This is a genomic window from Klebsiella pneumoniae complex sp. WS1778 (genome assembly GCF_049472055.1).
Lineage (GTDB): Bacteria > Pseudomonadota > Gammaproteobacteria > Enterobacterales > Enterobacteriaceae > Klebsiella > Klebsiella quasipneumoniae.
On record NZ_JBKGTJ010000001.1, the window covers coordinates 260,504 to 283,273 of the forward strand.

A 22,770-nucleotide genomic window follows, 5' to 3' on the forward strand; every position below is an offset into this window, starting at 1 on the left:
GATCACGCCGCCCGTTATCAGGAGGTGCGCCACCAGCTGTGCAGAGTGATAAAGTGCATTTTCATCGTGATACCCCTTCATGTGAACTTGCGTACTAGTTAACTAGTTCAATGGAATAAAGTCAACCCTTGTTTGCAGATTTTCTCTGCCTGTCGGTATGATAATGCGCTTATTTACGTTGATGTCCAGCAGGAGTCCTTTTGAGCGACAGCCAATACGCAGTGATTTACGATCTGCACAGCCATACCACCGCCTCTGACGGGCGGCTGACTCCGCAGGAACTGGTCCATCGCGCCCATGAAATGCGCGTAGGCACGCTGGCGATCACCGACCATGACAGCGTGGCGGCGATCCCCGCGGCCCGGGAGGAGATCGCCCGCGCCGGATTACCCTTGACCCTGGTGAACGGCGTCGAGATTTCCACCCTCTGGGAAAATCACGAGATTCATATTGTGGGTCTCAATATTGATATTGCGCACCCTGCGATGACCGCCCTGCTGGAGGAGCAGAAAGCGCGGCGCCAGCAGCGCGGCCAGATGATTGCCGAGCGTCTGGAGAAGGCGCGCATCCCCGGCGCCTGGGAAGGGGCGCTGCGGCTGGCGGACGGTGGCGCCGTCACCCGCGGCCATTTTGCCCGTTTTCTGGTGGAGGCCGGCCACGCGAAGAACATGGCGGAGGTCTTCAAAAAATACCTTGCCCGCGGGAAAACCGGTTACGTGCCGCCGCAGTGGTGTACAATAAAACAAGCAATTGATGTCATTCATCATTCTGGCGGTAAGGCGGTGATAGCCCATCCCGGGCGTTACGATCTTTCCGCCAAGTGGCTTAAGCGGCTGTTGGCCCACTTCAGCGAGCAGGGCGGTGATGCCATGGAAGTGGCCCAGTGCCAGCAGGCGCCCCATGAACGCGCCCAGCTGGCCGCCCTGGCCGTGCAGTTTGGTCTTCTGGCGTCGCAGGGTTCCGATTTCCATCAGCCCTGCGCGTGGATCGAACTTGGCCGTAAGCTCTGGCTCCCTGCCGGCGTGGAAGGCGTCTGGCACAGCTGGGAAGCGGCCACCGAATAAAAATTGAGAGGGAAGTATGAGCCAGTTTTTTTATATCCATCCGGATAACCCGCAGGCGCGGTTGATTAACCAGGCGGTGGAGATTGTGCGTAAGGGCGGGGTGATCGTATATCCTACCGACTCCGGCTACGCGCTGGGCTGCAAAATTGAAGACAAGGGCGCGATGGAGCGGATCTGCCGCATCCGTCAGCTGCCGGACGGCCACAACTTCACCCTGATGTGCCGCGACCTGTCCGAACTGTCAACCTACGCTTTTGTGGACAACGTGGCGTTTCGCCTGATGAAAAACAATACGCCGGGCAACTACACCTTTATCCTCAAAGGAACGAAAGAGGTACCGCGCCGGCTGCTGCAGGAGAAGCGTAAAACCATTGGTATGCGCGTCCCGTCCAACCCCATCGCTCAGGCGTTGCTTGAGACCTTAGGTGAACCGATGCTCTCTACCTCGCTGATGCTGCCCGGCAGCGACTTTACCGAATCCGACCCGGAAGAGATCAAAGATCGTCTGGAGAAAGTCGTGGACCTCATTATCCACGGCGGTTTCCTGGGGCAGCAGCCGACCACGGTTATCGACCTGACGGAAGATACCCCGGTGGTGCTGCGCGAAGGCGTGGGCGACGTGAGGCCGTTTCTGTAATCTGACGAAAAATGGGCTAAAGCAACGTTCTAAGGTCAAAGGAGCCTGTCCGGCTCCTGATAGTCTCATGGGAGAACCTGGTTATGCTTCATGAGCTGATATCGTTAATCAATGTTGTTATTTGGCCCGCTATTGTTCTGTTTTTTCTATGTCGATTTGGTACTGCAATCAACCAGTTTCTTGAAAACCTCAGCCGCCTTTCCATTAAAGGTCCAGGTTTTGAAGTTGAGGCCTTTAATAAAGGAGCTGAGTCTAGCGCCAATCTTGCTGCTGCATCGGCCAGTAAAGGTACCATTGTTAAAGGCGATGACAATGTAGAGCAAAGCGTTCTGGATGACGTAAACGTAGTTACTCAGGTTGTAACGCCGAGAGTATTGCAAAGAGCTGGTGAAGCCGTCATTTTGTGGGTTGATGACAGACCCAATGGGAATCGCTATGAACGTCAGTCCATGGAAGCGCTGGGTATAAGGTTTGTTAACGTAGTATCCACCGACGAGGCTCTCGAAAGACTGAAAAATCAGTCGTTTGATATGATTATTTCCGATATGAAGAGGCCTGGAGATGATCGTGCGGGATATACTCTCCTGGATGAGCTAAGAAGAAAGGGCAAAGACATTCCATACATTATCTACGCGAGTTCCAATTCTGCTCAGCATAAGGAACAAGCAAAACAGCATGGCGCCTTAGACGCCACCAACAATCCGCCGGAATTATTTCGCCTGGTCATGGAGGCGTTAAAAAAATAATTATCGATCAAATCCAGATGATGGCTGCTTGCATTCTACCCCATGCTTTTTCCCCGACTGGAGGCAGTTTGTCTGTAAACTTCCTTTCCTGGATTGATAATCAATGACCAACCAAGTCTTTGCAGGTTCAGGCTGCTCGCGAGTCTACGCGTCCGCGTAAAATCTGTTCCATACTAAAGGCGCGGTGTGGCGAACAGAAGCTTTCCCGGCGAAGTTAGTGTAGTATGTTCGGCCACGAATACGGGCTCGCGGCGAATGTTTTGCGTATGCCGGCGAGACTTTACGTAAAAAGTATATACGTAACAATGAGTTGTTGATAAAGGCCTCATTGTTTCATAAAGCATACCAGACGCCTGGGAAGGCGACACCTTAAGGAAGCTCAATGAGCGAGAAACTGCAAAAAGTGCTGGCCCGCGCCGGCCACGGCTCCCGCCGTGAAATTGAAGCGAAAATCGAAGCTGGCCGCGTCAGCGTCGACGGCAAAATCGCCACCCTCGGCGATCGTGTGGAAATTGTCCCTGGTTTAAAAATTCGTATCGATGGCCATCTGATCTCGGTGAAAGAGTCCGCTGAGCAGATCTGCCGCGTGCTGGCGTACTACAAGCCGGAAGGCGAACTGTGCACCCGTAACGATCCGGAAGGGCGCCCGACGGTGTTCGATCGTCTGCCTAAACTGCGCGGCGCGCGCTGGATTGCCGTTGGTCGTCTGGACGTCAACACCTGTGGCCTGTTGCTGTTCACCACCGACGGTGAACTGGCAAACCGCCTGATGCACCCGAGCCGTGAAGTCGAGCGTGAGTACGCCGTTCGCGTTTTCGGCCAGGTAGATGAAGATAAGCTGCGTCAGCTGTCTCGCGGCGTGCAGTTAGAAGATGGCCCGGCGGCGTTTAAAACCATTAAATTCACCGGCGGTGAAGGGATTAACCAGTGGTACAACGTCACCCTGACCGAAGGGCGTAACCGCGAAGTGCGTCGTCTGTGGGAAGCGGTCGGCGTGCAGGTCAGCCGCCTGATCCGCGTGCGCTATGGCGATATTCTGCTGCCGAAAGGCCTGCCGCGCGGCGGCTATACCGAGCTGGACCTGGCGCAGACCAACTATCTGCGCGAACTGGTGGAACTTACTCCGGAAACCAGCTCCAAGGTCGCCGTTGAAAAAGATCGTCGCCGGTTGAAAGCCAATCAGATCCGCCGGGCGGTGAAGCGTCACAGCCAGACCAGCGCTAACCCGCGCCAGGGTAATAACAGCAACCGCCGTTCCAGTACCCGCAATAAGACCAACGGTTAATGTTGCGCGTTCCGGTGGTTTTGCGCCGGAACGCGGACTTCCTTTCGCCGTATCCGGTCCTCAGTAGTCAATCCCCATCTGCGCTTTAATGCCGGCATCAAAGGCATGTTTCACCGGGCGCAGCTCGCTGACGGTATCCGCCATTTCAATAATATCGCGATGACAGCCGCGGCCGGTGATGATCACCGACTGGTGGGCAGGACGCTCACGCAGAGCGCTCAGCACCGCCTCCAGCGGCAGGTAATCGTAGGCCACCATATAGGTCAGCTCGTCCAGCAGCACCAGATCGAGCTGGTCGTCGGCAAGCATACGGCGGGCATGCTCCCAAACCGCCAGACAGGCGGCGGTGTCGCTGTCGCGGTCCTGAGTGTTCCAGGTAAAGCCTGTCGCCATCACCTGAAATTCGACGCCGTGCGGCTCCAGCAGATTACGCTCGCCGTTAGGCCAGGTCCCCTTGATAAACTGGATCACGCCGACTTTTTTGCCGTGGCCAACGGCGCGGGTCGCGGTGCCAAAGGCGGCGGTAGTTTTGCCTTTGCCGTTGCCGGTAAAGACCATCACAATGCCGCGCTCGTCCTGGGCCGCCGCCACCCGGGCATCCACTTTATCTTTCAGCCGCTGCTGGCGTTCGCGGTAGCGTTCATCACTCATTGGGCAATTCCTGGTTTACGCCCCGGTTGGGCGTCGAAGGTCATTCCCGTCTTGCGACGACTGTCGTCGCCCATCAGCCACAGATAGACGGGCATAATGTCAGCGGGGGTTTTCAGTTTCAGCGGATCTTCCGTCGGGAACGCGCTGGCGCGCATGCCGGTGCGGGTGCCGCCGGGGTTGATACAGTTCACCCGCAGGTGGCGGCTTTGGTACTCGTCGGCCAGCACCTGCATCATCCCTTCGGTGGCGAATTTGGAGACGGCATAGGCGCCCCAGTTGGCGCGCCCCTGACGACCGACGCTGGATGAGGTGAAGACCAGCGAACCAGATTCGGAACGGAGTAATAAAGGAAGAAGCGCCTGGGTCAGCATAAAGGTGCCATTGACGTTCACCTGCATCACCTGCTGCCAGACCTCCGGTTTCTGTTCATCCATCGGGCAGATGTCGCCGAGCAAGCCAGCATTGTGCAGCACGCCGTCAAGGCGGGGATAGTGGATGCTGATCTGCTGCGCCAGCTGCTGGCAAGCCTGCGGCGTGCAGGTGAGCAGGTCGAGAGTAAACCAGCGGGGAGGAATACCGCCCTCACGCTCAATCTCCTCGGCGACGGCGCGCAGTTTGTCGTCGTTGCGACCCAGCAGGATAACGCTGGCGCTGTAGCGGGCGTAGGTCAGGGCCGCTTCACGACCAATTCCATCGCTGGCCCCGGTGACCAGAATGATGCGATCTTTCAGCAAGTGGCGTTGCGGTTGATAATGCACGGCGACTCCTTTGGCGATCGGCTCTCGATCGCGCTTCATCTTTGGTATCTCACTTTTGCGCTGTTATGCCTGAAAGCGCCCGCCATTGCAATCGGCGAAGCGGAAAGTATTCACAAAATTAATATCTTGCAACGATTTCAGCCTCGCCTAAAAAAACGGAATCCGCTGCGCAGAGGACACAAAGCACAAAGACTTCTCGCCAGGGGCTGATGTACACTGTGAAGCAACGTCAGTGCTTTACACAAGGTGAAAACGTGGAATTACTTGCTCAATATGGCTTATTTTTAGCCAAGATCGCGACCGTTGTCGTCGCTATCGCGGTGATTGCCGCTATTATCGTCAACCTGGCCCAGCGCAAGAAACAGCGCGGCGAGCTGCGGGTAACGAATCTTAGCGAGCATTATAAAGAGATGAAGGAATCGCTGGCGGTGGCCCTGCTGGATGGCCCGCAGCAGAAGCAGTGGCATAAGTCGCAGAAGAAAAAGCAAAAACAAGAGGCGAAGGCGGCGAAAGCGCGGGCGAAGCTGGGTAATACCGAGCCGGAAGGCAAGCCGCGCGCCTGGGTGCTGGATTTCAAAGGCAGTATGGATGCTCATGAAGTCACCAGCCTGCGGGAAGAGATCACCGCGGTGCTGGCGGCGGCGAAAGCGCGCGATCAGGTGGTGATTCGTCTGGAAAGCCCCGGCGGGGTGGTGCACGGCTACGGGCTTGCAGCATCGCAGCTGCAGCGCTTGCGCGACAAACAGATCCCGCTGACGGTGGCGGTCGACAAAGTGGCGGCCAGCGGCGGCTATATGATGGCCTGCGTGGCGAACAAAATTGTCTCGGCGCCGTTTGCGATCCTCGGCTCTATTGGCGTGGTGGCGCAGATCCCAAACCTGCACCGTTTCCTGAAGAACAAAGATATTGATATCGAACTGCATACCGCCGGACAGTACAAACGAACGCTCACGATGCTGGGTGAAAACACTGAAGAAGGACGGCGCAAGTTTCGCGAAGACCTTAATGAGACGCACCATTTGTTCAAGGATTTCGTCCAGCGGATGCGCCCGGGCCTTGATATTGAGCAGGTGGCCACTGGCGAGCACTGGTACGGGGTACAGGCGCTGGAAAAAGGGCTGGTGGATGCGGTTGAAACCAGTGATGAGCTGCTGCTGGGACTCATGGAGAGCCACGAGGTGATCGGAGTGCGTTATCAACAGCGTAAGAAAATGCTCGACCGCTTCACCGGTAGCGCGGCGGAGAGCGCCGATCGACTGCTGCTGCGCTGGTGGCAGCGCGGACAGAAGCCGCTGATATAGATGATAAAACGCGAGGCTCTGCCTCGCGTTCTCATTTAGGGCGGTCTTATTCTCCGCCGGTCTTAATCGACCAGGTGATATTTGTCCGACAGCTCATGGGCGAGGTACTTAAACATATTAAATACCGCTGTACTCTTCGGCGTCGGCAGACCCTGCTCATCAAGATAAAACTCACCGCTAAACACCAGGACATTGTTGCGCTGAACGACGTCGGTAGCTTCGATACCGGCTAACGTATCCTCATGTTCGCGAATAAGTTTGTTGGCTTTTTCGAGCAGCGTCTGGCGATCGATTGGTTGGGTTGTACCTTGCATAACGGACTCCTCTTTTTCTCCACGCGTAGTTTACGCCGCGCGGCGGCGCGGGGCAAATTTTCCATGGACAAAACAGGGGTAATCGTAACCAGTGGAGAAACAGCCGTTTACTGGCGTGATTCGCTTTTGCATGCTAATAAAGTTGCGTAACGAATTTTATCAGGTACAGTGTGACGCTTTCGGCGATCTGGCAACAGATTTGCTTGACATTCGGCCAAAAATTCTTCGTGCTATGTCACCTGACGAAAAAAGGTCAGTAAACTCAAGCGCCTGGTTTTACGGAGATGAAACAGGTGTTCTGGGTTGATATTCACCGACGGTGCCGCAACATATGAGGCAGTCGCCAGTGGAGGGTGTATGAATGTGCGATGTATTCCTGGATGAATCAAATTAGGTAAAGGTGAATATGGGTAAAGCTCTCGTTATCGTTGAGTCCCCGGCAAAAGCCAAAACGATCAATAAGTATCTGGGTAATGACTACGTGGTGAAATCCAGCGTCGGTCATATCCGCGATTTGCCGACCAGTGGATCAGCTTCCAAAAAGAGCACCGACTCTACCGCCACCAAAGGGGCTAAAAAGCCTAAAAAGGACGAACGTGGTGCTCTGGTTAACCGCATGGGCGTGGACCCATGGCATGACTGGAATGCGCACTATGAAGTACTTCCGGGTAAAGAAAAGGTAGTTTCAGAACTCAAACAGTTGGCGGAAAAAGCTGACCACATCTATCTCGCAACCGACCTTGACCGCGAAGGGGAAGCCATTGCCTGGCACCTGCGGGAAGTTATCGGCGGCGATGAACAGCGTTACAGCCGTGTGGTGTTCAATGAGATCACCAAAAACGCCATACGTCAGGCTTTCGAAAAGCCGGGCGAACTGAATATCGATCGGGTTAACGCCCAGCAGGCGCGTCGCTTTATGGACCGCGTGGTGGGTTATATGGTTTCGCCGCTGCTGTGGAAAAAAATCGCCCGTGGTCTTTCTGCTGGGCGCGTACAGTCCGTCGCGGTCCGCCTGGTGGTGGAGCGTGAGCGTGAAATCAAAGCATTCGTCCCGGAAGAGTACTGGGAAGTTGATGCCAGCACCACCACGCCGGGCGGCGACGCGCTGCCGCTGCAGGTGACCCATAAGGACGATAAGCCGTTCCGTCCGGTCAGCCGCGATGAGACCATGGCGGCGGTATCGCTGCTGGAAAAAGCCAGCTACAGCGTACTGGAGCGGGAAGACAAGCCGACCAGCAGCAAGCCGGGCGCGCCGTTCATCACCTCCACCCTGCAGCAGGCGGCCAGCACCCGTCTCGGCTTCGGCGTGAAAAAGACCATGATGATGGCTCAGCGCCTCTATGAGGCGGGGCACATCACCTATATGCGTACCGACTCCACCAACCTGAGTCAGGATGCGCTGAACATGGTTCGCGGCTACATCAGCGACAAGTTTGGTAAAAAATATCTGCCGGAAAGCGCGAATCAGTACGCCAGCAAAGAAAACTCACAAGAAGCACACGAAGCGATTCGTCCGTCTGATGTGAACGTGCTGGCGGAAACGCTGAAAGATATGGAAGCGGATGCGCAGAAGCTGTATCAGCTGATCTGGCGCCAGTTTGTCGCCTGTCAGATGACGCCGGCGCAGTACGACTCCACGACGCTGACCGTGGCGGCGGGCGATTACAAACTGAAAGCGCGCGGTCGTACCTTACGCTTTGACGGCTGGACCAAAGTGATGCCGGCCCTGCGCAAGGGCGATGAGGACCGGACTCTGCCGCTGGTCAAACAGGGCGACCAGCTGAGCCTGGTCGAGCTGACGCCTGCCCAGCACTTTACCAAACCGCCGGCTCGCTTCAGCGAAGCCTCGCTGGTTAAAGAGCTGGAAAAACGCGGTATCGGTCGTCCGTCCACCTATGCCTCGATTATCTCCACCATTCAGGATCGTGGTTACGTGCGAGTGGAAAACCGTCGTTTCTACGCGGAGAAAATGGGCGAGATCGTCACCGACCGACTGGAAGAGAACTTCCGCGATTTAATGAACTACGACTTCACCGCGCAGATGGAAGATCGTCTCGATCAGGTGGCTAACCACCAGGCCGAGTGGAAAGAAGTGCTGAACCACTTCTTTGGCGATTTTACCGCCCAGCTGGAGACGGCGGAGAAAGATCCGGAAGAGGGCGGCATGCAGCCGAACCCGATGGTGCTCACCAGTATCGACTGTCCGACCTGCGGCCGTAAAATGGGCATCCGTACCGCCAGCACCGGCGTGTTCCTCGGCTGTTCGGGCTATGCCCTGTCGCCGAAAGAGCGCTGCAAAACCACCATTAACCTGGTGCCGGAAAACGAAGTCCTCAACGTGCTGGAAGGCGATGACGCCGAAACTAACGCGCTGCGCGCCAAACGCCGCTGCCAGAAGTGCGGTACGGCGATGGACAGCTACCTTATCGATCCCAAGCGTAAACTGCACGTCTGCGGTAACAACCCGACCTGCGATGGCTATGAGATTGAAGAGGGCGAGTTCCGCATCAAGGGCTATGACGGTCCGGTAGTGGAGTGCGAGAAGTGCGGCTCCGAGATGCACCTGAAGATGGGGCGTTTTGGGAAGTACATGGCTTGTACCAACGACGAGTGTAAGAATACGCGTAAGATCCTGCGCAATGGCGAAGTGGCGCCGCCGAAGGAAGATCCGGTGCCGCTCCCGGAGCTGCCGTGCGAGAAGTCTGACGCCTATTTCGTGCTGCGTGACGGGGCCGCGGGCGTCTTCCTGGCGGCAAACACCTTCCCGAAATCACGGGAAACGCGTGCGCCGCTGGTGGAAGAGCTGTACCGCTTCCGCGACCGTCTGCCGGAAAAACTGCGTTATCTCGCCGATGCGCCGCAACAGGATCCGGAAGGCAATAAAACGCTGGTGCGCTTTAGCCGTAAAACGAAGCAGCAGTATGTGGCGTCCGAAAAAGAGGGCAAAGCGACCGGCTGGTCAGCCTTCTTTATCGACGGCAAATGGACGGAAGCTAAAAAGTAACTGACCATTATCAGGCAGGAAAAGGGCGCTTTTCCTGCTCTGGCGGCCGGCAGGGGCCATGGATGCCTCTGCCGTGTCGTTTTCCTTTCTCTCCGCGCTTTCCGCCCCCTTATAACCACCTATATTATTTTTCGTTACCGGCTATACACTGTTGGTATAAATGATATAGTGGTTATAGTTAATGCCTTTTTTATTATTAAAACGTCTTATACATCATCGCTTTCAGGATGCGTTGCGGCGCCACTATGGCCAACTGCCGGGAGGCCTGGCCTTCACAGGCGACAAGTTGCCTGAACGTAAAGTGTATTAAGCGGCTTCATTTTACGCGCAAACGGATATCAGCATGAAACTACAACAGCTTCGCTACATCGTTGAGGTGGTTAACCATAACCTGAATGTTTCATCCACCGCCGAAGGGCTTTATACCTCCCAGCCAGGCATCAGTAAGCAGGTGCGTATGCTGGAAGATGAGCTCGGCATCCAGATCTTTGCCCGCAGCGGCAAGCATTTGACTCAGGTGACCCCTGCCGGGCAGGAGATCATCCGTATTGCCCGCGAGGTGTTGTCAAAAGTCGATGCCATCAAATCTGTCGCCGGGGAGCATACCTGGCCGGACAAGGGGTCGCTGTATGTGGCGACCACCCATACCCAGGCGCGCTATGCCTTGCCGGGGGTGATCAAGGGCTTTATTGAACGCTATCCGCGGGTGTCGCTGCATATGCATCAGGGTTCGCCAACCCAGATCGCTGAAGCCGTGTCGAAAGGCAACGCCGACTTCGCTATTGCTACTGAAGCGCTGCATCTGTATGACGATTTGGTGATGCTGCCATGCTATCACTGGAACCGGTCGATCGTGGTGACGCCGGAGCATCCTCTGGCCTCCAGGGGCTCGGTGTCAATAGAAGAGCTGGCGCAGTATCCGCTGGTAACCTATACCTTTGGCTTCACCGGCCGTTCGGAACTGGATACCGCGTTTAACCGTGCGGGCCTGACGCCGCGCATTGTCTTTACCGCCACCGATGCCGATGTCATCAAAACCTATGTTCGCCTGGGACTCGGGGTAGGGGTGATTGCCAGTATGGCGGTGGATCCGGTCTCCGATCCGGACCTGGTGAAGCTGGATGCGAACGGTATCTTCAGCCACAGCACCACTAAAATAGGCTTCCGCCGTAGCACTTTCTTACGAAGCTACATGTATGATTTTATTCAACGTTTTGCACCCCATTTGACCCGGGATGTGGTGGATACCGCGGTGGCCTTGCGGTCGAATGAAGATATTGAAGCGATGTTCAAAGATATAAAACTACCGGAAAAATAACCCTGTAAAAAATAATGGCATTCCCTGTGGGGAGTGCCATTAACTAGCATGGTCTTTATTTAACAACTTAAACCTCGAACCAATCACAAAATTAATAATTTCTCGCAACACGTTTGTCATTATGCCCACCGCGATCAAATAACCGGTTAAATATATTCCATCAGACCTAATTTAGCTGGATTAATCTTTTATCCATAATTAAGATTTATCTGTACCTGATGATTTGAGCAATTGGTGGTGACAATATGATAAGTAATCTCGATTACATGAAACTGGCGATGTCATACGAAAATGACAAAACCGAAATCGATCCCGTTCTGCGTAGTCGCGTATGGGGCGTAGTGTTGGTAGGGCTGGCGATGTTCTGGAGTATCATCGCGCTCACCATCTGCAACATCTGGATTGTCAGCTAAAGCTGTAGGTCATCGTTGTAGATACATGTCATTTTTATGACAGTGAAAGGAAACTGTAATATAAAATCAGTGACCGGCAATACAGGGAGAATATATTTTGCCGTGGGATTCATCCAACCTGAAATCAATCACAAGAGCTAATCAGCCAACAGGCAATGATTAGCTCTTTTTTTGTCCTCGTGTACTAATACAATATCGCTTAAACGACTCCTCTGCACTATTTTGGTGCTATTTCCTCTGCGCTCTGATAATTGCCTTTTTATCCCTCTCCGTCCTATCGCATTTAGCAATTTGGGTTGTTATCAAAGTGTTATGCCCAGCATGTGTTATCTTTAATGGAGACCCTGAGGAGAATCGGGGTATGCCATCCCTGAGATAAAGGAGGAGCTATGTCGTCAACCCTACGAGAAGCCAGTAAGGACACGCTGCAGGTCAATGAGAAAACCTGGCATTACTACAGTCTGCCGCTGGCGGAGAAGCAGCTGGGCGATATCAGTCGACTGCCCAAGTCGCTGAAGGTGCTGATGGAGAACCTGTTGCGCTGGCAGGACGGTGACTCGGTAACTGAAGAAGATATTCGTGCCCTTGCCGGTTGGCTGAAAAAGGCCCATGCCGACCGGGAGATCGCCTACCGTCCGGCTCGCGTCCTGATGCAGGACTTTACCGGCGTGCCGGCGGTAGTGGATCTGGCCGCCATGCGCGAGGCGGTGAAACGCCTGGGCGGCGATACCGCGAAGGTGAACCCGCTTTCGCCGGTCGACCTGGTGATCGACCACTCGGTGACCGTCGACCGCTTCGGCGACGACGAGGCCTTCGAAGACAACGTCCGCCTGGAAATGGAGCGGAACCACGAACGCTACGCATTTTTGCGTTGGGGGCAGCAGGCCTTCAGCCGATTCAGCGTGGTGCCGCCGGGCACCGGGATTTGCCACCAGGTCAACCTGGAATATCTCGGACGGGCGGTGTGGAGCGAAGAGGTGAACGGAAAGTGGATGGCGTGGCCGGATACCCTGGTGGGCACCGACTCCCATACCACCATGATTAACGGGCTCGGCGTGCTGGGCTGGGGCGTGGGCGGGATTGAAGCGGAAGCCGCCATGCTCGGCCAGCCGGTGTCGATGCTGATCCCGGACGTGGTCGGCTTTAAGCTCAGCGGCAAATTGCGCGAAGGTATTACCGCTACTGACCTGGTGCTGACGGTCACCCAGATGCTGCGCCAGCACGGCGTGGTCGGAAAATTTGTCGAGTTCTACGGTGACGGTCTGGATACCTTGCCCCTGGCCGATCGCGCCACCATCGCCAATATGGCGCCAGAGTATGGCGCCACCTGCGGTTTCTTCCCGATCGATGACGTGACGCTCAGCTATATGCGTCTCAGCGGACGTAGCGAAGAACAGGTAGCGCTGGTGGAAGCCTATGCCAAAGCGCAGGGCATGTGGCGCCAGCCGGGCGATGAGCCGGTCTTTACCAGTACCCTGGCGCTGGATATGGGCAGCGTTGAAGCGAGCCTCGCCGGGCCGAAGCGGCCGCAGGATCGCGTGGCGCTCGGCGATGTGCCGAAAGCCTTTGCCGCCAGCGGCGAACTGGAGGTTAACCACCTTCAGCGTCAGCGCCAGCCGGTGGCGTATACGCTGAACGGGCATCACTATTCGCTGCCGGATGGCGCGGTGGCCATTGCGGCGATCACTTCCTGTACCAATACCTCCAACCCCAGCGTGCTGATGGCCGCCGGCCTGCTGGCGAAAAAAGCCGTCGAACGCGGCCTGCAGCCGCAGCCGTGGGTGAAAGCTTCCCTGGCCCCTGGCTCGAAAGTGGTGTCGGATTATCTGGCCCATGCCGGCCTGACGCCTTACCTCGACCAGCTCGGCTTCAATCTGGTGGGGTATGGCTGTACCACCTGTATCGGTAACTCCGGTCCGCTGCCGGAACCGATTGAAGAAGCAATCAAAAAAGGCGACCTCACCGTCGGGGCGGTGCTCTCCGGTAACCGTAACTTCGAAGGGCGTATCCACCCGCTGGTGAAAACCAACTGGCTGGCCTCGCCGCCGCTGGTGGTCGCTTACGCGCTGGCGGGGAACATGAACATCGATCTCACCCGCGAGCCGCTGGGGCAGGGCAGCGACGGTGAGCCGGTCTATCTGAAAGATATCTGGCCGAGCGGGGAGGAGATTGCCCGGGCGGTGGAACAGGTCTCCACGGAGATGTTCCGCAAAGAGTACGCGGAAGTGTTTTCCGGCACTGAGGAGTGGAAGGCGATCAAGGTGGAGGCGTCAGATACCTACGACTGGCAGGAAGATTCGACCTACATTCGCCTGTCGCCGTTCTTTGACGAGATGGGCGTCGAGCCGCTGCCGGTGGAGGATATTCACGGCGCGCGGATCCTCGCCATGCTGGGCGATTCAGTGACCACTGACCACATTTCGCCGGCAGGAAGCATCAAAGCCGATAGTCCGGCAGGCCGCTATCTGCAGGAGCATGGGGTTGCCCGGCGCGACTTTAACTCCTACGGCTCCCGTCGCGGTAACCATGAGGTGATGATGCGCGGCACCTTCGCCAATATCCGCATCCGCAACGAAATGGTGCCGGGGGTGGAAGGGGGGATGACCCGCCATCTGCCGGACCGCGAACCGGTGGCGATATACGATGCGGCGATGCTGTATAAAGCCGAGGGGATACCGCTGGCGGTGATTGCCGGTAAGGAGTATGGCTCGGGTTCCAGCCGCGACTGGGCGGCGAAGGGGCCGCGCCTGCTGGGGATCCGGGTAGTGATCGCCGAGTCCTTCGAACGTATTCACCGCTCCAACCTGATCGGGATGGGTATTCTGCCGCTGGAGTTCCCGCAGGGCGTCACCCGTAAAACGCTACAGTTGACCGGTGAAGAGCGGATTGATGTCAGTAATCTGCAGTCGCTACAGCCTGGCGCCACGGTGCCGGTGACCCTCACCCGCGCTGACGGCTCGCAGGAGGTGATCGCCTGCCGGTGCCGTATCGACACGGCGACCGAGCTCACCTACTACCGCAACGACGGCATCTTGCACTACGTCATCCGCAATATGCTGTAAAACGAAGGGCCAGCATCGCTGGCCCTCCCTTTACTCTGTCGCCGGTATTATTCCGCCGGCTTGCTGTTGAGCAGGTGGCCCATCTTGGCGGCTTTAGTGTCGAGATAATGGGCGTTTTTCGGGTTGCGTCCGACGATCAGCGGCACGCGCTCCACAATGTTAATCCCGGCTTCGCTGAGGATTTCCACTTTTTTCGGGTTATTGGTTAACAGTCGCACCTGCTCTACGTTGAGCAGTTTGAACATATCGGCGCACAGGGTGAAGTCGCGCTCATCGGCGGCGAAGCCAAGCTGATGGTTCGCTTCGACAGTGTCATACCCCTGATCCTGCAGCGCGTAGGCGCGGATCTTATTCAATAAACCAATGTTGCGACCTTCCTGACGATGATAGAGCAGGATCCCCCGGCCTTCTTCGGCGATATGCGACAGGGCCGCCTCCAGCTGAAAGCCGCAATCACAGCGCAGGCTAAACAGGGCATCGCCCGTCAGACACTCTGAATGAACGCGGGCGAGCACCGGCGCCTGCCCTGAGATATCGCCGTACACCAGCGCGACATGATCCTGTCCGGTTGCCAGTTCTTCAAAACCCACCATCAGGAAATCGCCCCAGGGGGTTGGCAGTTTGGCTTCTGCCACACGTTTAAGCTGCATGTGATTCTCCAGATTCTGTCAGCACCTGAATGTGCTTTCTGTTTACCGCTATTTTGCCACAACGCCGGGACGTTCTCCTAATCGCGAACGGTTAGCCGCGCGGAAAGCGCACAAACGATCTACTTTCCGCTATGATGTTCATCTAAAAGGAGAAGGAGAGAAAATGCTGTTGATTGCCCGACGAACCGCTCTTGCGGCGGCGCTGCTGCTGGTCATGCCCCTCACGGTCTGGCTGTCTGGTTGGCTGTGGCAGCCAGGACTACCGGTGGCATGGCTGAAAAGCCTCTGGTGGGTGACGGAAACGGTGACCCAGCCGTGGGGAATCATCACCCATGTTGTGCTGTGCGCCTGGTTTCTCTGGTGCCTGCGCTTTCGCCTGCGCGCGGCGCTGATCCTGTTCCTCATTCTTGCCGCCGCCATCCTGGTGGGACAGGGGGCCAAATCCTGGGTCAAGGCGCGGGTTCAGGAGCCGAGACCGTTTGTCATCTGGCTGGAAAACACAAGGCAGGTGCCGGTGACGCAATTCTACGCGTTAAAGCGCAAAGAACGCGCTAAACTGGTGCATGAGCAGCTGGCGCAGGCGCAGGACATCCCGCCGTTTTTACGCAAACACTGGCAGAAAGAGACCGGGTTTGCCTTCCCGTCAGGCCATACGATGTTCGCCGCCAGCTGGGCGCTGCTCGCTGCCGGGCTGTTGTGGCCGCGTCGGCGCTGGGGCACGATCGCGGTACTGCTGGCGTGGGCGACGGCGGTGATGGGCAGTCGCCTGGCGCTCGGCATGCACTGGCCGCTGGATCTTATTGTCGCCACGCTGATTTCCTGGGTGCTGGTCACGGTGGCCTGCTGGCTGACGCAGCGTCTTTGCGGGCCGCTCTCGCCGCCGGGGGAAGAGGCGCAGGATATTAAAAAAAGGATGCCTGAAGCGGAATAATGTTGATTTTAGCGGCATCCGACCGCATATCCTGTAGAGTTGCCGTGCTTTTTCGTTCCACCGCTGCGGCGAAAATGATACTTTATAGGGCTGAAAGCGGGCTTTTTTCGCGCAACCCACAGAACGGGAAGTCATGTGAAATATTTACTCATTTTCTTACTGGTATTAGCAATCTTCGTCATTTCAGTGACGCTGGGGGCGCAGAATGACCAACAGGTCACTTTCAACTATTTGCTCGCTCAGGGTGAATTCCGCATTTCGACGCTACTGGCGGTGCTGTTTGCCGCAGGCTTTGCCATCGGCTGGCTGATCTGCGGCCTGTTCTGGCTGCGGGTGCGCGTCTCGCTGGCGCGCGCGGAGCGGAAAATTAAGCGCCTTGAGCACCAGATTGCCCCTGTCAGCCCGGCGGCTGTCGACGCAGGCGTGCCTGCGGTGAAGGAATAACCTCTTATGCTGGAGTTGTTGTTTCTGCTTTTACCCGTTGCCGCCGCCTACGGCTGGTACATGGGGCGCAGAAGTGCACAACAGTCCAAACAGGACGACGCGAGCCGCCTGTCACGGGATTACGTGGCGGGGGTGAACTTCCTGCTTAGCAACCAGCAGGATAAAGCCGTCGATCTGTTCCTTGATATGCTGAAAGAGGATACCGGTACCGTTGAGGCCCACCTGACGCTCGGCAACCTGTTCCGCTCGCGCGGTGAGGTCGACCGCGCGATCCGTATCCACCAGAGTCTGATGGAAAGCGCATCGTTAACCTACGATCAGCGCCTGTTGGCCGTCCAGCAGCTGGGGCGCGACTATATGGCCGCCGGGCTGTATGACCGTGCGGAAGACATGTTCAAACAGCTGGTGGATGAGACTGATTTTCGCCTCGGCGCGCTGCAGCAACTGTTGCAGATCTACCAGGCGACCAGCGACTGGCAGTCGGCTATCGAGGTGGCTGAGCGGCTGGTGAAGCTGGGCAAAGAGAAGCATCGTGGCGAAATCGCCAACTTCTGGTGCGAACTGGCCCTGCAGCAGATGGCGGCCAACGATCTGGATAAGGCGATGGCGCTGTTGAAGAAAGGCGCCGCCGCGGACCGCAACAGCGCCCGGGTGTCGATCATGATGGGTCGGGTGTGGATGGAGAAGGGCGACTACGCCAAAGCGGTGGAAAGCCTCGAGCGGGTTATCGATCAGGATAAAGAGCTGGTGGGTGAGACGCTGGAGATGCTGCAGACCTGCTATCAGCAGCTCGGCAAAGCCGATGAATGGGAAGTTTTCCTGCGCCGCTGCGTGGAGGAGAACGCCGGAGCGACCGCCGAACTGATGCTGGCGCAGATCCTTGAGCAGCGGGAAGGCGTCGAAGCGGCGCAAAACTACGTCACCCGGCAGCTGGAACGCCACCCGACCATGCGCGTCTTCCATAAGCTGATGGACTACCATCTCAATGAAGCGGAAGAAGGACGGGCGAAAGAAAGTCTTGGGGTGCTGCGAAACATGGTCGGCGAACAGGTGCGTAGCAAACCGCGCTACCGTTGCCAGAAATGCGGCTTTACCGCTCATACTCTCTACTGGCATTGTCCGTCCTGCCGCTCCTGGGCGACCATCAAACCTATTCGCGGCCTCGACGGCCAGTAAGGTCAAAAAAACAGACGCTTTAGTTACAACATACTTATCATTTCTTTCCCGTCGCCGCCTGCAGCCCCGGCATCGCCGTCGTCCGCGCAGGGCAAAACAGCAGCCTGTTATTTTGTTAGCTTCACAGGTAGAATGCTGCCCGTTTACCTTTTTTGCGCCCTCTGGCGCCCATCAACACTAAGGTCTGGTCATGACGTCAACAGCTATCCCATCTTCCCGCGCTGTCACTTCCTCTCCCGTTGTGGTTGCGCTTGACTATGATAATCGCGATAAAGCGCTGGCATTTGTCGACCGCATCGACCCGCGCGACTGCCGCCTGAAGGTGGGCAAAGAGATGTTCACCCTGCTGGGACCGCAGTTTGTCCGCGATCTGCATCAGCGTGGGTTTGAGGTGTTCCTGGACCTTAAGTTTCACGATATTCCCAACACCACCGCCCGCGCGGTGGCGGCGGCGGCCGAGCTTGGCGTATGGATGGTGAATGTCCATGCCTCCGGCGGCGCGCGGATGATGACCGCGGCACGCGAAGCGCTGCTGCCTTTTGGTCAAGACGCGCCGCTGCTCATCGCCGTCACCGTCCTTACCAGCATGGAGTCCAGCGATCTGCAGGATCTGGGCATTACCTTATCTCCGGCTGATTACGCGGCGAAGCTGGCGGCCCTGACCCAACGTTGCGGCCTCGACGGGGTGGTGTGTTCAGCTCAGGAGGCGGTACGCTTTAAGCATGAGCTGGGACAGGCGTTTAAGCTGGTCACCCCGGGTATCCGTCCGCAGGGCAGCGACGCTGGCGATCAGCGGCGGATTATGACGCCTGAGCAGGCTCAGGCGGCAGGGGTGGACTATATGGTCATTGGCCGCCCGGTTACCCAGTCGACCGATCCTGCCGCGACGCTGCGGGCGATCAACGATTCTCTGCGCAAGGGGGCATAATGAGCGATTCCAACAGCCGCCTGGTCTACTCCACCGAAACCGGGCGTATCGACGAGGCGAAACCGGCGCCGGTGCGCCCGAAAGGCGACGGCATAGTGCGGATCCAGCGCCAGACCAGCGGCCGCAAGGGCAAGGGCGTCTGTCTGATTAGCGGGATTGATGCCGACGATGCGGCACTCACTGCCCTGGCGGCAGAGCTGAAGAAGAAATGCGGCTGCGGCGGCGCGGTGAAAGAGGGTGTGATTGAGATCCAGGGCGACAAACGGGATTTACTTAAGGCGCTGCTAGAGGCGAAAGGGATGAAAGTGAAGTTAGCCGGCGGCTAATCGTTTTTTCAATCCTAATTAATGGCCAGGTGAAATAACAAGGCCGCGGTGAATGCCGCGGCCTTGAATGATTTAACGTGCGTAAGTCAATTCGTATGAATTATTCTTTTATTTCGTCAGGTAATTATATTATTTGCCGACCTGGTGACCAATAATACCACCGACTGCTGCGCCACCCAGGGTACCGAGTGCGCTACCGTCAGTTAACACCGCACCGCCGATGGCGCCGGCGCCTGCACCGATTGCAGTGTTACGATCGCGTTTAGACATGTTAGAGCAAGCGCTCAGAGACATTGCTACAGTGACAGCCAGAACAACAGCAGCCATTTTTTTGCTCGTTGAAGTCATCATTTTTTTCTCCTGAATAATCTATTCATGGATTACGGCGCTCCTTTAAGCATAGCCTGATAAAGCAGCTTTAGGGCAATTCCATGAAGTTAGGGTGCGCAGGTATCACGAAAATCACGCAGGTGATAGTCACTTCCTGTTATATCGCTAATAATAATTCTACTTTTTTTTAAATTTATCGTCAGGTAAAAAATCTTAATTACCGGCTCGGAATACTCTCAGAGCGTAATTTCGCCCCGTTCGGCGCGGTGGCAGGGCACGGGGCGGGTGGAATATCAGATGTACGGCACAATATCGACGGTCAGGCCGCTGCGCAACAACTGCTCACGGCAGTCGTTCGGCAGACGATCGTCGGTGATAACGCGATTAAAGCGGCCGGCTGGGCCAAGCGGATAGGGGTGCACCGCGCTGAATTTTGAGCTGTCGCTGAGGATAATCGCTTCGCAGTGCTTCTCCAGAACGGCGTTAACCACGTCCGCACGCATCATATCGCGGCCGGTAAAGCCGGTTTCCGCCTGCCAGCCATCGATCCCGATGAAGGCCTTACTGAAATGCACCTGTTGAATGAACTGGCGGGTCAGTGGGCCAACCATACTTTCACTGCGTTTCTGGTAAATCCCGCCCAGCAGGATCACCTCTCCCGGCGTCTCTTTCAGCAGATGGGCGATATAGCTGCTGACGGTGATGATGGTGATATCGCCGCGTTCAGCCAGGGTGCGCGCCAGCAGGGCGTTGCTGCTGCCGTTTTCGATAAATACCGTTTCGCCGGCATTCACCAGCGCCGCGGCGCGGCTGGCCAGTTCACGCTTAATGGCGAAATGGGTCATCATGCGGGTTTCGACATCTTCACTGTCCAATGGGACGGCGTAGCCATGGGTGCGGCGCAGATAGCTCTGCTTCTCCAGCAGGTTTAGATCCTGACGGATGGTGACCTCTGAGACACCGGTCATCTTCGCCAGATCGGCGACGCTCATGCGGCCTTTATCGATGACCACTTGCAAAATACTTTGTTGTCGGGCGTTCATAGCAACATCACTGTTAGGGGGCTATACGGCGAGCAACCGGTCAGCATCGCCGGTTGCGGCATGTGGGCGATAATCAGATTTCCCAGGGCGCTTTGGGTGGTTTGTTTTGCTCGGCGTCGTCTGCCGCCAGCGCCAGCAGTTCCGCTTTGAGGATTTCCAGATTATGGATCGCAGAGTGGTAATCACCGGCAACCAGAATATCCAGCACGGTATCGATACGTTGGGCGAGCAGGTGGGCATTCACATCTGACATGGCATTATCCTGGTAACAAAAACGAATGAAATCAATGATGCTAAAAATGGGTGAAAAAGAGAAGCGAAAAAAACGCACAACCTTAATCGTTGCGACGGAAATGACGGGACAGGGAGGAAAGAAGGAGCGGTTCCCGAAGGAACCGCTGTGAAGAGACGTCAGGCTGCCGGACGAGCAATGATGCTACGCGTTTCCATGCGGACTTCAGCGATAGTGACATCGATAACATCGGTCACTTTGTAGACCACTTCTCCCTTGATCTGCACGGTGCCGTTTTCCTGGCTGCAGACCAGTTCGTCGCGCACGGCGTGGAGGAACGGGGCCGGAATAAAGGCGACCGCGCCATTGTCCACCAGACGTACGCGCATTCCACCGCGGCTGATGTCGATGATCTCCGCCGCAAAGCGGGTGTCGGTACCGGCTTTATCGTTGAGGAAACGGGCATACAGCCAGTCGGCGACATCGCGTTCGGCCATGCGGTTGAGACGACGGCGCTCCGCCATCTGCACGGTGGCTTCATCCTGTGGGCGCGCAATGGTTTCGCCTTTGATGATGGCCTTCAGCAGACGGTGATTGATCATGTCGCCATACTTACGAATCGGCGAGGTCCAGGTGGCGTAGGCCTCAAGACCAAGACCAAAGTGGGGGCCCGGCTCGGTGCTGATTTCAGCAAACGACTGGAAACGACGTATGCGGCTGTCGAGGAAACCGGTCGGCTGAGCGTCCAGTTCGCGGCGCAGCTTGCAGAAACCTTCCAGGGTGAGCACTTCCGTTGGATCAACGTGTACGTCGTGGGTCTTCAGCAGGGCCGCCAGCTGTTCGGTATTCGCCGGGTCGAAGCCGGTGTGGACGTTATAAACGCCGAAGCCAAGCTTGTCGCGCAGCACGCGGGCGGCACAGATGTTGGCGGCGATCATCGACTCTTCGACAATACGGTTGGCAATACGACGCGGCTCCGCGACGATGTCCAGCACTTCGCCTTTTTCGCCGAGGACGAAACGGTAATCCGGGCGGTCTTTAAACACCAGCGCGTGGGTCTGACGCCATTCGCTGCGGCGCTGACACACGTCCTTCAGCAGCGTAATTTGCTGCGCGATCGCCTCGCTGCCCGGCTGCCAGCTGCCGCGGCCTTCCAGCCAGTCAGAGACATCGTCATAGGCCAGTTTGGCTTTTGATTCGATGGTAGCGGCAAAGAACTCGATATTGTCTTCGATGGTGCCATCGGCCGCCAGAGTCATCCGGCAGGCCAGCACCGGGCGCACTTCATTGGCACGCAGGGAACACAGGTCGTCTGACAGTTCGCGCGGCAGCATCGGGATGTTGAAGCCCGGCAGATAGTTGGTAAAGGCGCGTACTTTTGCGGCGTTATCCAGCTTGCTGCCTTCGGCAATCCACGCGGTCGGGTCAGCGATCGCCACCGTCAGCAACAGTTTGCCGTCGGCGCCAGATTCGACATACAGCGCATCGTCCATATCTTCGGTACTGGCGCTGTCAATGGTGACGAAGTCGAGGGCGGTCAAATCGCGGCGAGTCAGCCCTTCGTCAAGCATCTCGGTGGCGACGCCGTCCGGTGCCTCTTTCTCAAGATTATGGCGCGCCAGCGTCACCCACCACGGGACGAAGTGATCGTCGCTGAAGGTGATGAACTGGGTCAGCTCCGCGTAAAATCCGCGGTCGCCTTTTAATGGATGACGGCGCATTTCTGCGACGGCCCAGTCACCCTGTTTGAAATCATGCTCAACGCCACGGGCGGCGCGGCAGGGAATGGCGTCTTTCAGCAGCGGATGGTCAGGAACGATAGCGAGGCGATCGTCTTTCTTCTGGACTTTACCGACGAAACGGGTCAGGAAGGGCTCAACCAGCGATTCCGGTTCGGCGCTTTCGCGTTCTTTTTCAGAATGGATCACCGCAACGATACGGTCGCCATGCATCACTTTTTTCATCTGCGGCGGCGGAATGAAGTAGCTCTTCTGAGCGTCCACTTCGAGGAAGCCAAAGCCCTTTTCCGTGCCCTTAACGACCCCTTCCGCGCGCGGCGTCTGGGAATGCAGTTGCTGTTTAAGCTGCGCTAGCAGCGGGTTATCCTGAAACATAATTAGGTATTTTCGTGGCTAAAAGAGCGGCTGACATTTTTAC

Annotated in this window: 22 protein-coding genes and 1 other annotated feature (1 of these 23 running past the window's edge); of the genes, 14 read left to right on the forward strand and 8 right to left on the reverse strand. The window is 56.7% G+C overall.

What is annotated here, in order from left to right:
* Window positions 1–41, reverse strand: a sequence feature (Trp leader region) (it extends 55 nt beyond the left edge of the window).
* A gap of 159 nt (window positions 42–200) precedes the next feature.
* The 4 genes from rnm (at window position 201) to rluB (ending at window position 3,732) form a co-directional block, all read left to right on the forward strand.
* Window positions 201–1,064: an RNase RNM gene (gene rnm, locus ACLEXF_RS01340; protein WP_004203866.1), complete on the forward strand. Its 864-nt coding sequence runs from the start codon at window positions 201–203 to the stop codon at window positions 1,062–1,064.
* A gap of 16 nt (window positions 1,065–1,080) precedes the next feature.
* Window positions 1,081–1,701 (forward strand): L-threonylcarbamoyladenylate synthase, encoded by a 621-nt coding sequence (locus ACLEXF_RS01345; protein ID WP_002901738.1) that lies wholly within the window; start codon window positions 1,081–1,083, stop codon window positions 1,699–1,701.
* Window positions 1,702–1,784: 83 nt separating this feature from the next.
* The gene (locus ACLEXF_RS01350) at window positions 1,785–2,447 is read left to right on the forward strand and encodes a response regulator (protein ID WP_335894883.1); all 663 of its coding nucleotides are present in this window, start codon (window positions 1,785–1,787) and stop codon (window positions 2,445–2,447) included.
* A gap of 382 nt (window positions 2,448–2,829) precedes the next feature.
* A complete protein-coding gene (gene rluB, locus ACLEXF_RS01355; protein ID WP_004203870.1) occupies window positions 2,830–3,732 on the forward strand; it encodes a 23S rRNA pseudouridine(2605) synthase RluB in 903 nt (300 codons plus the stop codon).
* Between the two features lie 60 nt (window positions 3,733–3,792).
* Here rluB and cobO read toward each other — a convergent pair whose 3' ends face one another.
* Window positions 3,793–4,383: a cob(I)yrinic acid a,c-diamide adenosyltransferase gene (gene cobO / locus ACLEXF_RS01360; RefSeq protein ID WP_004203871.1), complete on the reverse strand. Its 591-nt coding sequence runs from the start codon at window positions 4,381–4,383 to the stop codon at window positions 3,793–3,795.
* A complete protein-coding gene (locus ACLEXF_RS01365; protein ID WP_004203872.1) occupies window positions 4,380–5,141 on the reverse strand; it encodes a YciK family oxidoreductase in 762 nt (253 codons plus the stop codon). The genes cobO and ACLEXF_RS01365 overlap by 4 nt, the downstream gene beginning before the upstream one ends.
* 254 nt (window positions 5,142–5,395) lie before the next feature.
* Between ACLEXF_RS01365 and sohB the strand changes: the two genes are divergently transcribed.
* Complete coding sequence (sohB, locus tag ACLEXF_RS01370) at window positions 5,396–6,442, forward strand: protease SohB (protein WP_004203873.1); 1,047 nt, start codon at window positions 5,396–5,398, stop codon at window positions 6,440–6,442.
* Window positions 6,443–6,504: 62 nt separating this feature from the next.
* Here sohB and ACLEXF_RS01375 read toward each other — a convergent pair whose 3' ends face one another.
* Window positions 6,505–6,756: a YciN family protein gene (locus tag ACLEXF_RS01375; protein ID WP_002901761.1), complete on the reverse strand. Its 252-nt coding sequence runs from the start codon at window positions 6,754–6,756 to the stop codon at window positions 6,505–6,507.
* A gap of 406 nt (window positions 6,757–7,162) precedes the next feature.
* Here ACLEXF_RS01375 and topA point away from each other — a divergent pair, with 406 nt between their 5' ends.
* From topA to acnA, 4 genes are all read left to right on the forward strand, one after another.
* A complete protein-coding gene (topA, locus tag ACLEXF_RS01380) occupies window positions 7,163–9,760 on the forward strand; it encodes a type I DNA topoisomerase (protein WP_043521232.1) in 2,598 nt (865 codons plus the stop codon).
* 343 nt (window positions 9,761–10,103) lie between these two features.
* Entirely contained in the window at window positions 10,104–11,078 is a 975-nt protein-coding gene (gene cysB, locus ACLEXF_RS01385) for an HTH-type transcriptional regulator CysB (RefSeq protein ID WP_004203875.1), read from the forward strand.
* A gap of 245 nt (window positions 11,079–11,323) precedes the next feature.
* Window positions 11,324–11,491, forward strand: a complete 168-nt coding sequence (locus ACLEXF_RS01390) for a YmiA family putative membrane protein (RefSeq protein WP_017898677.1) — start codon at window positions 11,324–11,326, stop codon at window positions 11,489–11,491.
* A gap of 389 nt (window positions 11,492–11,880) precedes the next feature.
* On the forward strand, window positions 11,881–14,553 hold the full coding sequence (gene acnA / locus ACLEXF_RS01395; RefSeq protein WP_186602423.1) for an aconitate hydratase AcnA: 2,673 nt from the start codon (window positions 11,881–11,883) through the stop codon (window positions 14,551–14,553).
* Window positions 14,554–14,600: 47 nt separating this feature from the next.
* Here acnA and ribA read toward each other — a convergent pair whose 3' ends face one another.
* Window positions 14,601–15,203, reverse strand: coding sequence for a GTP cyclohydrolase II (ribA, locus tag ACLEXF_RS01400; protein ID WP_004203877.1), 603 nt, complete (start codon window positions 15,201–15,203; stop codon window positions 14,601–14,603).
* 163 nt (window positions 15,204–15,366) lie between these two features.
* Between ribA and pgpB the strand changes: the two genes are divergently transcribed.
* The 5 genes from pgpB (at window position 15,367) to yciH (ending at window position 19,008) form a co-directional block, all read left to right on the forward strand.
* Window positions 15,367–16,134: a phosphatidylglycerophosphatase B gene (gene pgpB / locus ACLEXF_RS01405; protein ID WP_004203878.1), complete on the forward strand. Its 768-nt coding sequence runs from the start codon at window positions 15,367–15,369 to the stop codon at window positions 16,132–16,134.
* Window positions 16,135–16,269: 135 nt separating this feature from the next.
* Window positions 16,270–16,578: a LapA family protein gene (locus ACLEXF_RS01410; RefSeq protein ID WP_002901780.1), complete on the forward strand. Its 309-nt coding sequence runs from the start codon at window positions 16,270–16,272 to the stop codon at window positions 16,576–16,578.
* 6 nt (window positions 16,579–16,584) lie between these two features.
* Window positions 16,585–17,754, forward strand: coding sequence for a lipopolysaccharide assembly protein LapB (gene lapB, locus ACLEXF_RS01415; protein ID WP_004203879.1), 1,170 nt, complete (start codon window positions 16,585–16,587; stop codon window positions 17,752–17,754).
* 190 nt (window positions 17,755–17,944) lie between these two features.
* On the forward strand, window positions 17,945–18,682 hold the full coding sequence (pyrF, locus tag ACLEXF_RS01420; RefSeq protein ID WP_023318037.1) for an orotidine-5'-phosphate decarboxylase: 738 nt from the start codon (window positions 17,945–17,947) through the stop codon (window positions 18,680–18,682).
* A complete protein-coding gene (gene yciH / locus ACLEXF_RS01425; RefSeq protein ID WP_004203881.1) occupies window positions 18,682–19,008 on the forward strand; it encodes a stress response translation initiation inhibitor YciH in 327 nt (108 codons plus the stop codon). Before pyrF ends, yciH begins: the two co-directional genes overlap by 1 nt.
* Before the next feature lie 129 nt (window positions 19,009–19,137).
* Here the strand turns inward: yciH and osmB are convergent, their stop codons facing one another.
* The 4 genes from osmB to ACLEXF_RS01445 form a co-directional block, all read right to left on the reverse strand.
* Window positions 19,138–19,356, reverse strand: coding sequence for an osmotically-inducible lipoprotein OsmB (osmB, locus tag ACLEXF_RS01430; protein WP_002901783.1), 219 nt, complete (start codon window positions 19,354–19,356; stop codon window positions 19,138–19,140).
* Window positions 19,357–19,631: 275 nt separating this feature from the next.
* Window positions 19,632–20,381 carry a DNA-binding transcriptional regulator YciT gene (locus ACLEXF_RS01435; RefSeq protein ID WP_004203882.1) on the reverse strand — a complete coding sequence of 250 codons (750 nt, stop codon included), beginning with the start codon at window positions 20,379–20,381 and terminating at the stop codon, window positions 19,632–19,634.
* Window positions 20,382–20,454: 73 nt separating this feature from the next.
* A complete protein-coding gene (locus tag ACLEXF_RS01440) occupies window positions 20,455–20,634 on the reverse strand; it encodes a hypothetical protein (protein WP_004203883.1) in 180 nt (59 codons plus the stop codon).
* A gap of 158 nt (window positions 20,635–20,792) precedes the next feature.
* Window positions 20,793–22,727, reverse strand: a complete 1,935-nt coding sequence (locus tag ACLEXF_RS01445) for an exoribonuclease II (protein ID WP_004203886.1) — start codon at window positions 22,725–22,727, stop codon at window positions 20,793–20,795.
* Between the last annotated feature and the right edge of the window lie 43 nt (window positions 22,728–22,770).

Bases quoted from the DNA above. Each gene is read 5' to 3' on its own strand.
- ACLEXF_RS01345 (WP_002901738.1), top strand. From the start codon at position 1,081: ATGAGCCAGTTTTTTTATATCCATCCGGATAACCCGCAGGCGCGGTTG.
- ACLEXF_RS01350 (WP_335894883.1), top strand. From the start codon at position 1,785: ATGCTTCATGAGCTGATATCGTTAATCAATGTTGTTATTTGGCCCGCT.
- rluB (WP_004203870.1), top strand. From the start codon at position 2,830: ATGAGCGAGAAACTGCAAAAAGTGCTGGCCCGCGCCGGCCACGGCTCC.
- cobO (WP_004203871.1), bottom strand. From the start codon at position 4,383: ATGAGTGATGAACGCTACCGCGAACGCCAGCAGCGGCTGAAAGATAAA.
- ACLEXF_RS01375 (WP_002901761.1), bottom strand. From the start codon at position 6,756: ATGCAAGGTACAACCCAACCAATCGATCGCCAGACGCTGCTCGAAAAA.
- topA (WP_043521232.1), top strand. From the start codon at position 7,163: ATGGGTAAAGCTCTCGTTATCGTTGAGTCCCCGGCAAAAGCCAAAACG.
- cysB (WP_004203875.1), top strand. From the start codon at position 10,104: ATGAAACTACAACAGCTTCGCTACATCGTTGAGGTGGTTAACCATAAC.
- ACLEXF_RS01390 (WP_017898677.1), top strand. From the start codon at position 11,324: ATGATAAGTAATCTCGATTACATGAAACTGGCGATGTCATACGAAAAT.
- acnA (WP_186602423.1), top strand. From the start codon at position 11,881: ATGTCGTCAACCCTACGAGAAGCCAGTAAGGACACGCTGCAGGTCAAT.
- ribA (WP_004203877.1), bottom strand. From the start codon at position 15,203: ATGCAGCTTAAACGTGTGGCAGAAGCCAAACTGCCAACCCCCTGGGGC.
- pgpB (WP_004203878.1), top strand. From the start codon at position 15,367: ATGCTGTTGATTGCCCGACGAACCGCTCTTGCGGCGGCGCTGCTGCTG.
- lapB (WP_004203879.1), top strand. From the start codon at position 16,585: ATGCTGGAGTTGTTGTTTCTGCTTTTACCCGTTGCCGCCGCCTACGGC.
- pyrF (WP_023318037.1), top strand. From the start codon at position 17,945: ATGACGTCAACAGCTATCCCATCTTCCCGCGCTGTCACTTCCTCTCCC.
- yciH (WP_004203881.1), top strand. From the start codon at position 18,682: ATGAGCGATTCCAACAGCCGCCTGGTCTACTCCACCGAAACCGGGCGT.
- osmB (WP_002901783.1), bottom strand. From the start codon at position 19,356: ATGACTTCAACGAGCAAAAAAATGGCTGCTGTTGTTCTGGCTGTCACT.
- ACLEXF_RS01435 (WP_004203882.1), bottom strand. From the start codon at position 20,381: ATGAACGCCCGACAACAAAGTATTTTGCAAGTGGTCATCGATAAAGGC.
- ACLEXF_RS01440 (WP_004203883.1), bottom strand. From the start codon at position 20,634: ATGTCAGATGTGAATGCCCACCTGCTCGCCCAACGTATCGATACCGTG.
- ACLEXF_RS01445 (WP_004203886.1), bottom strand. From the start codon at position 22,727: ATGTTTCAGGATAACCCGCTGCTAGCGCAGCTTAAACAGCAACTGCAT.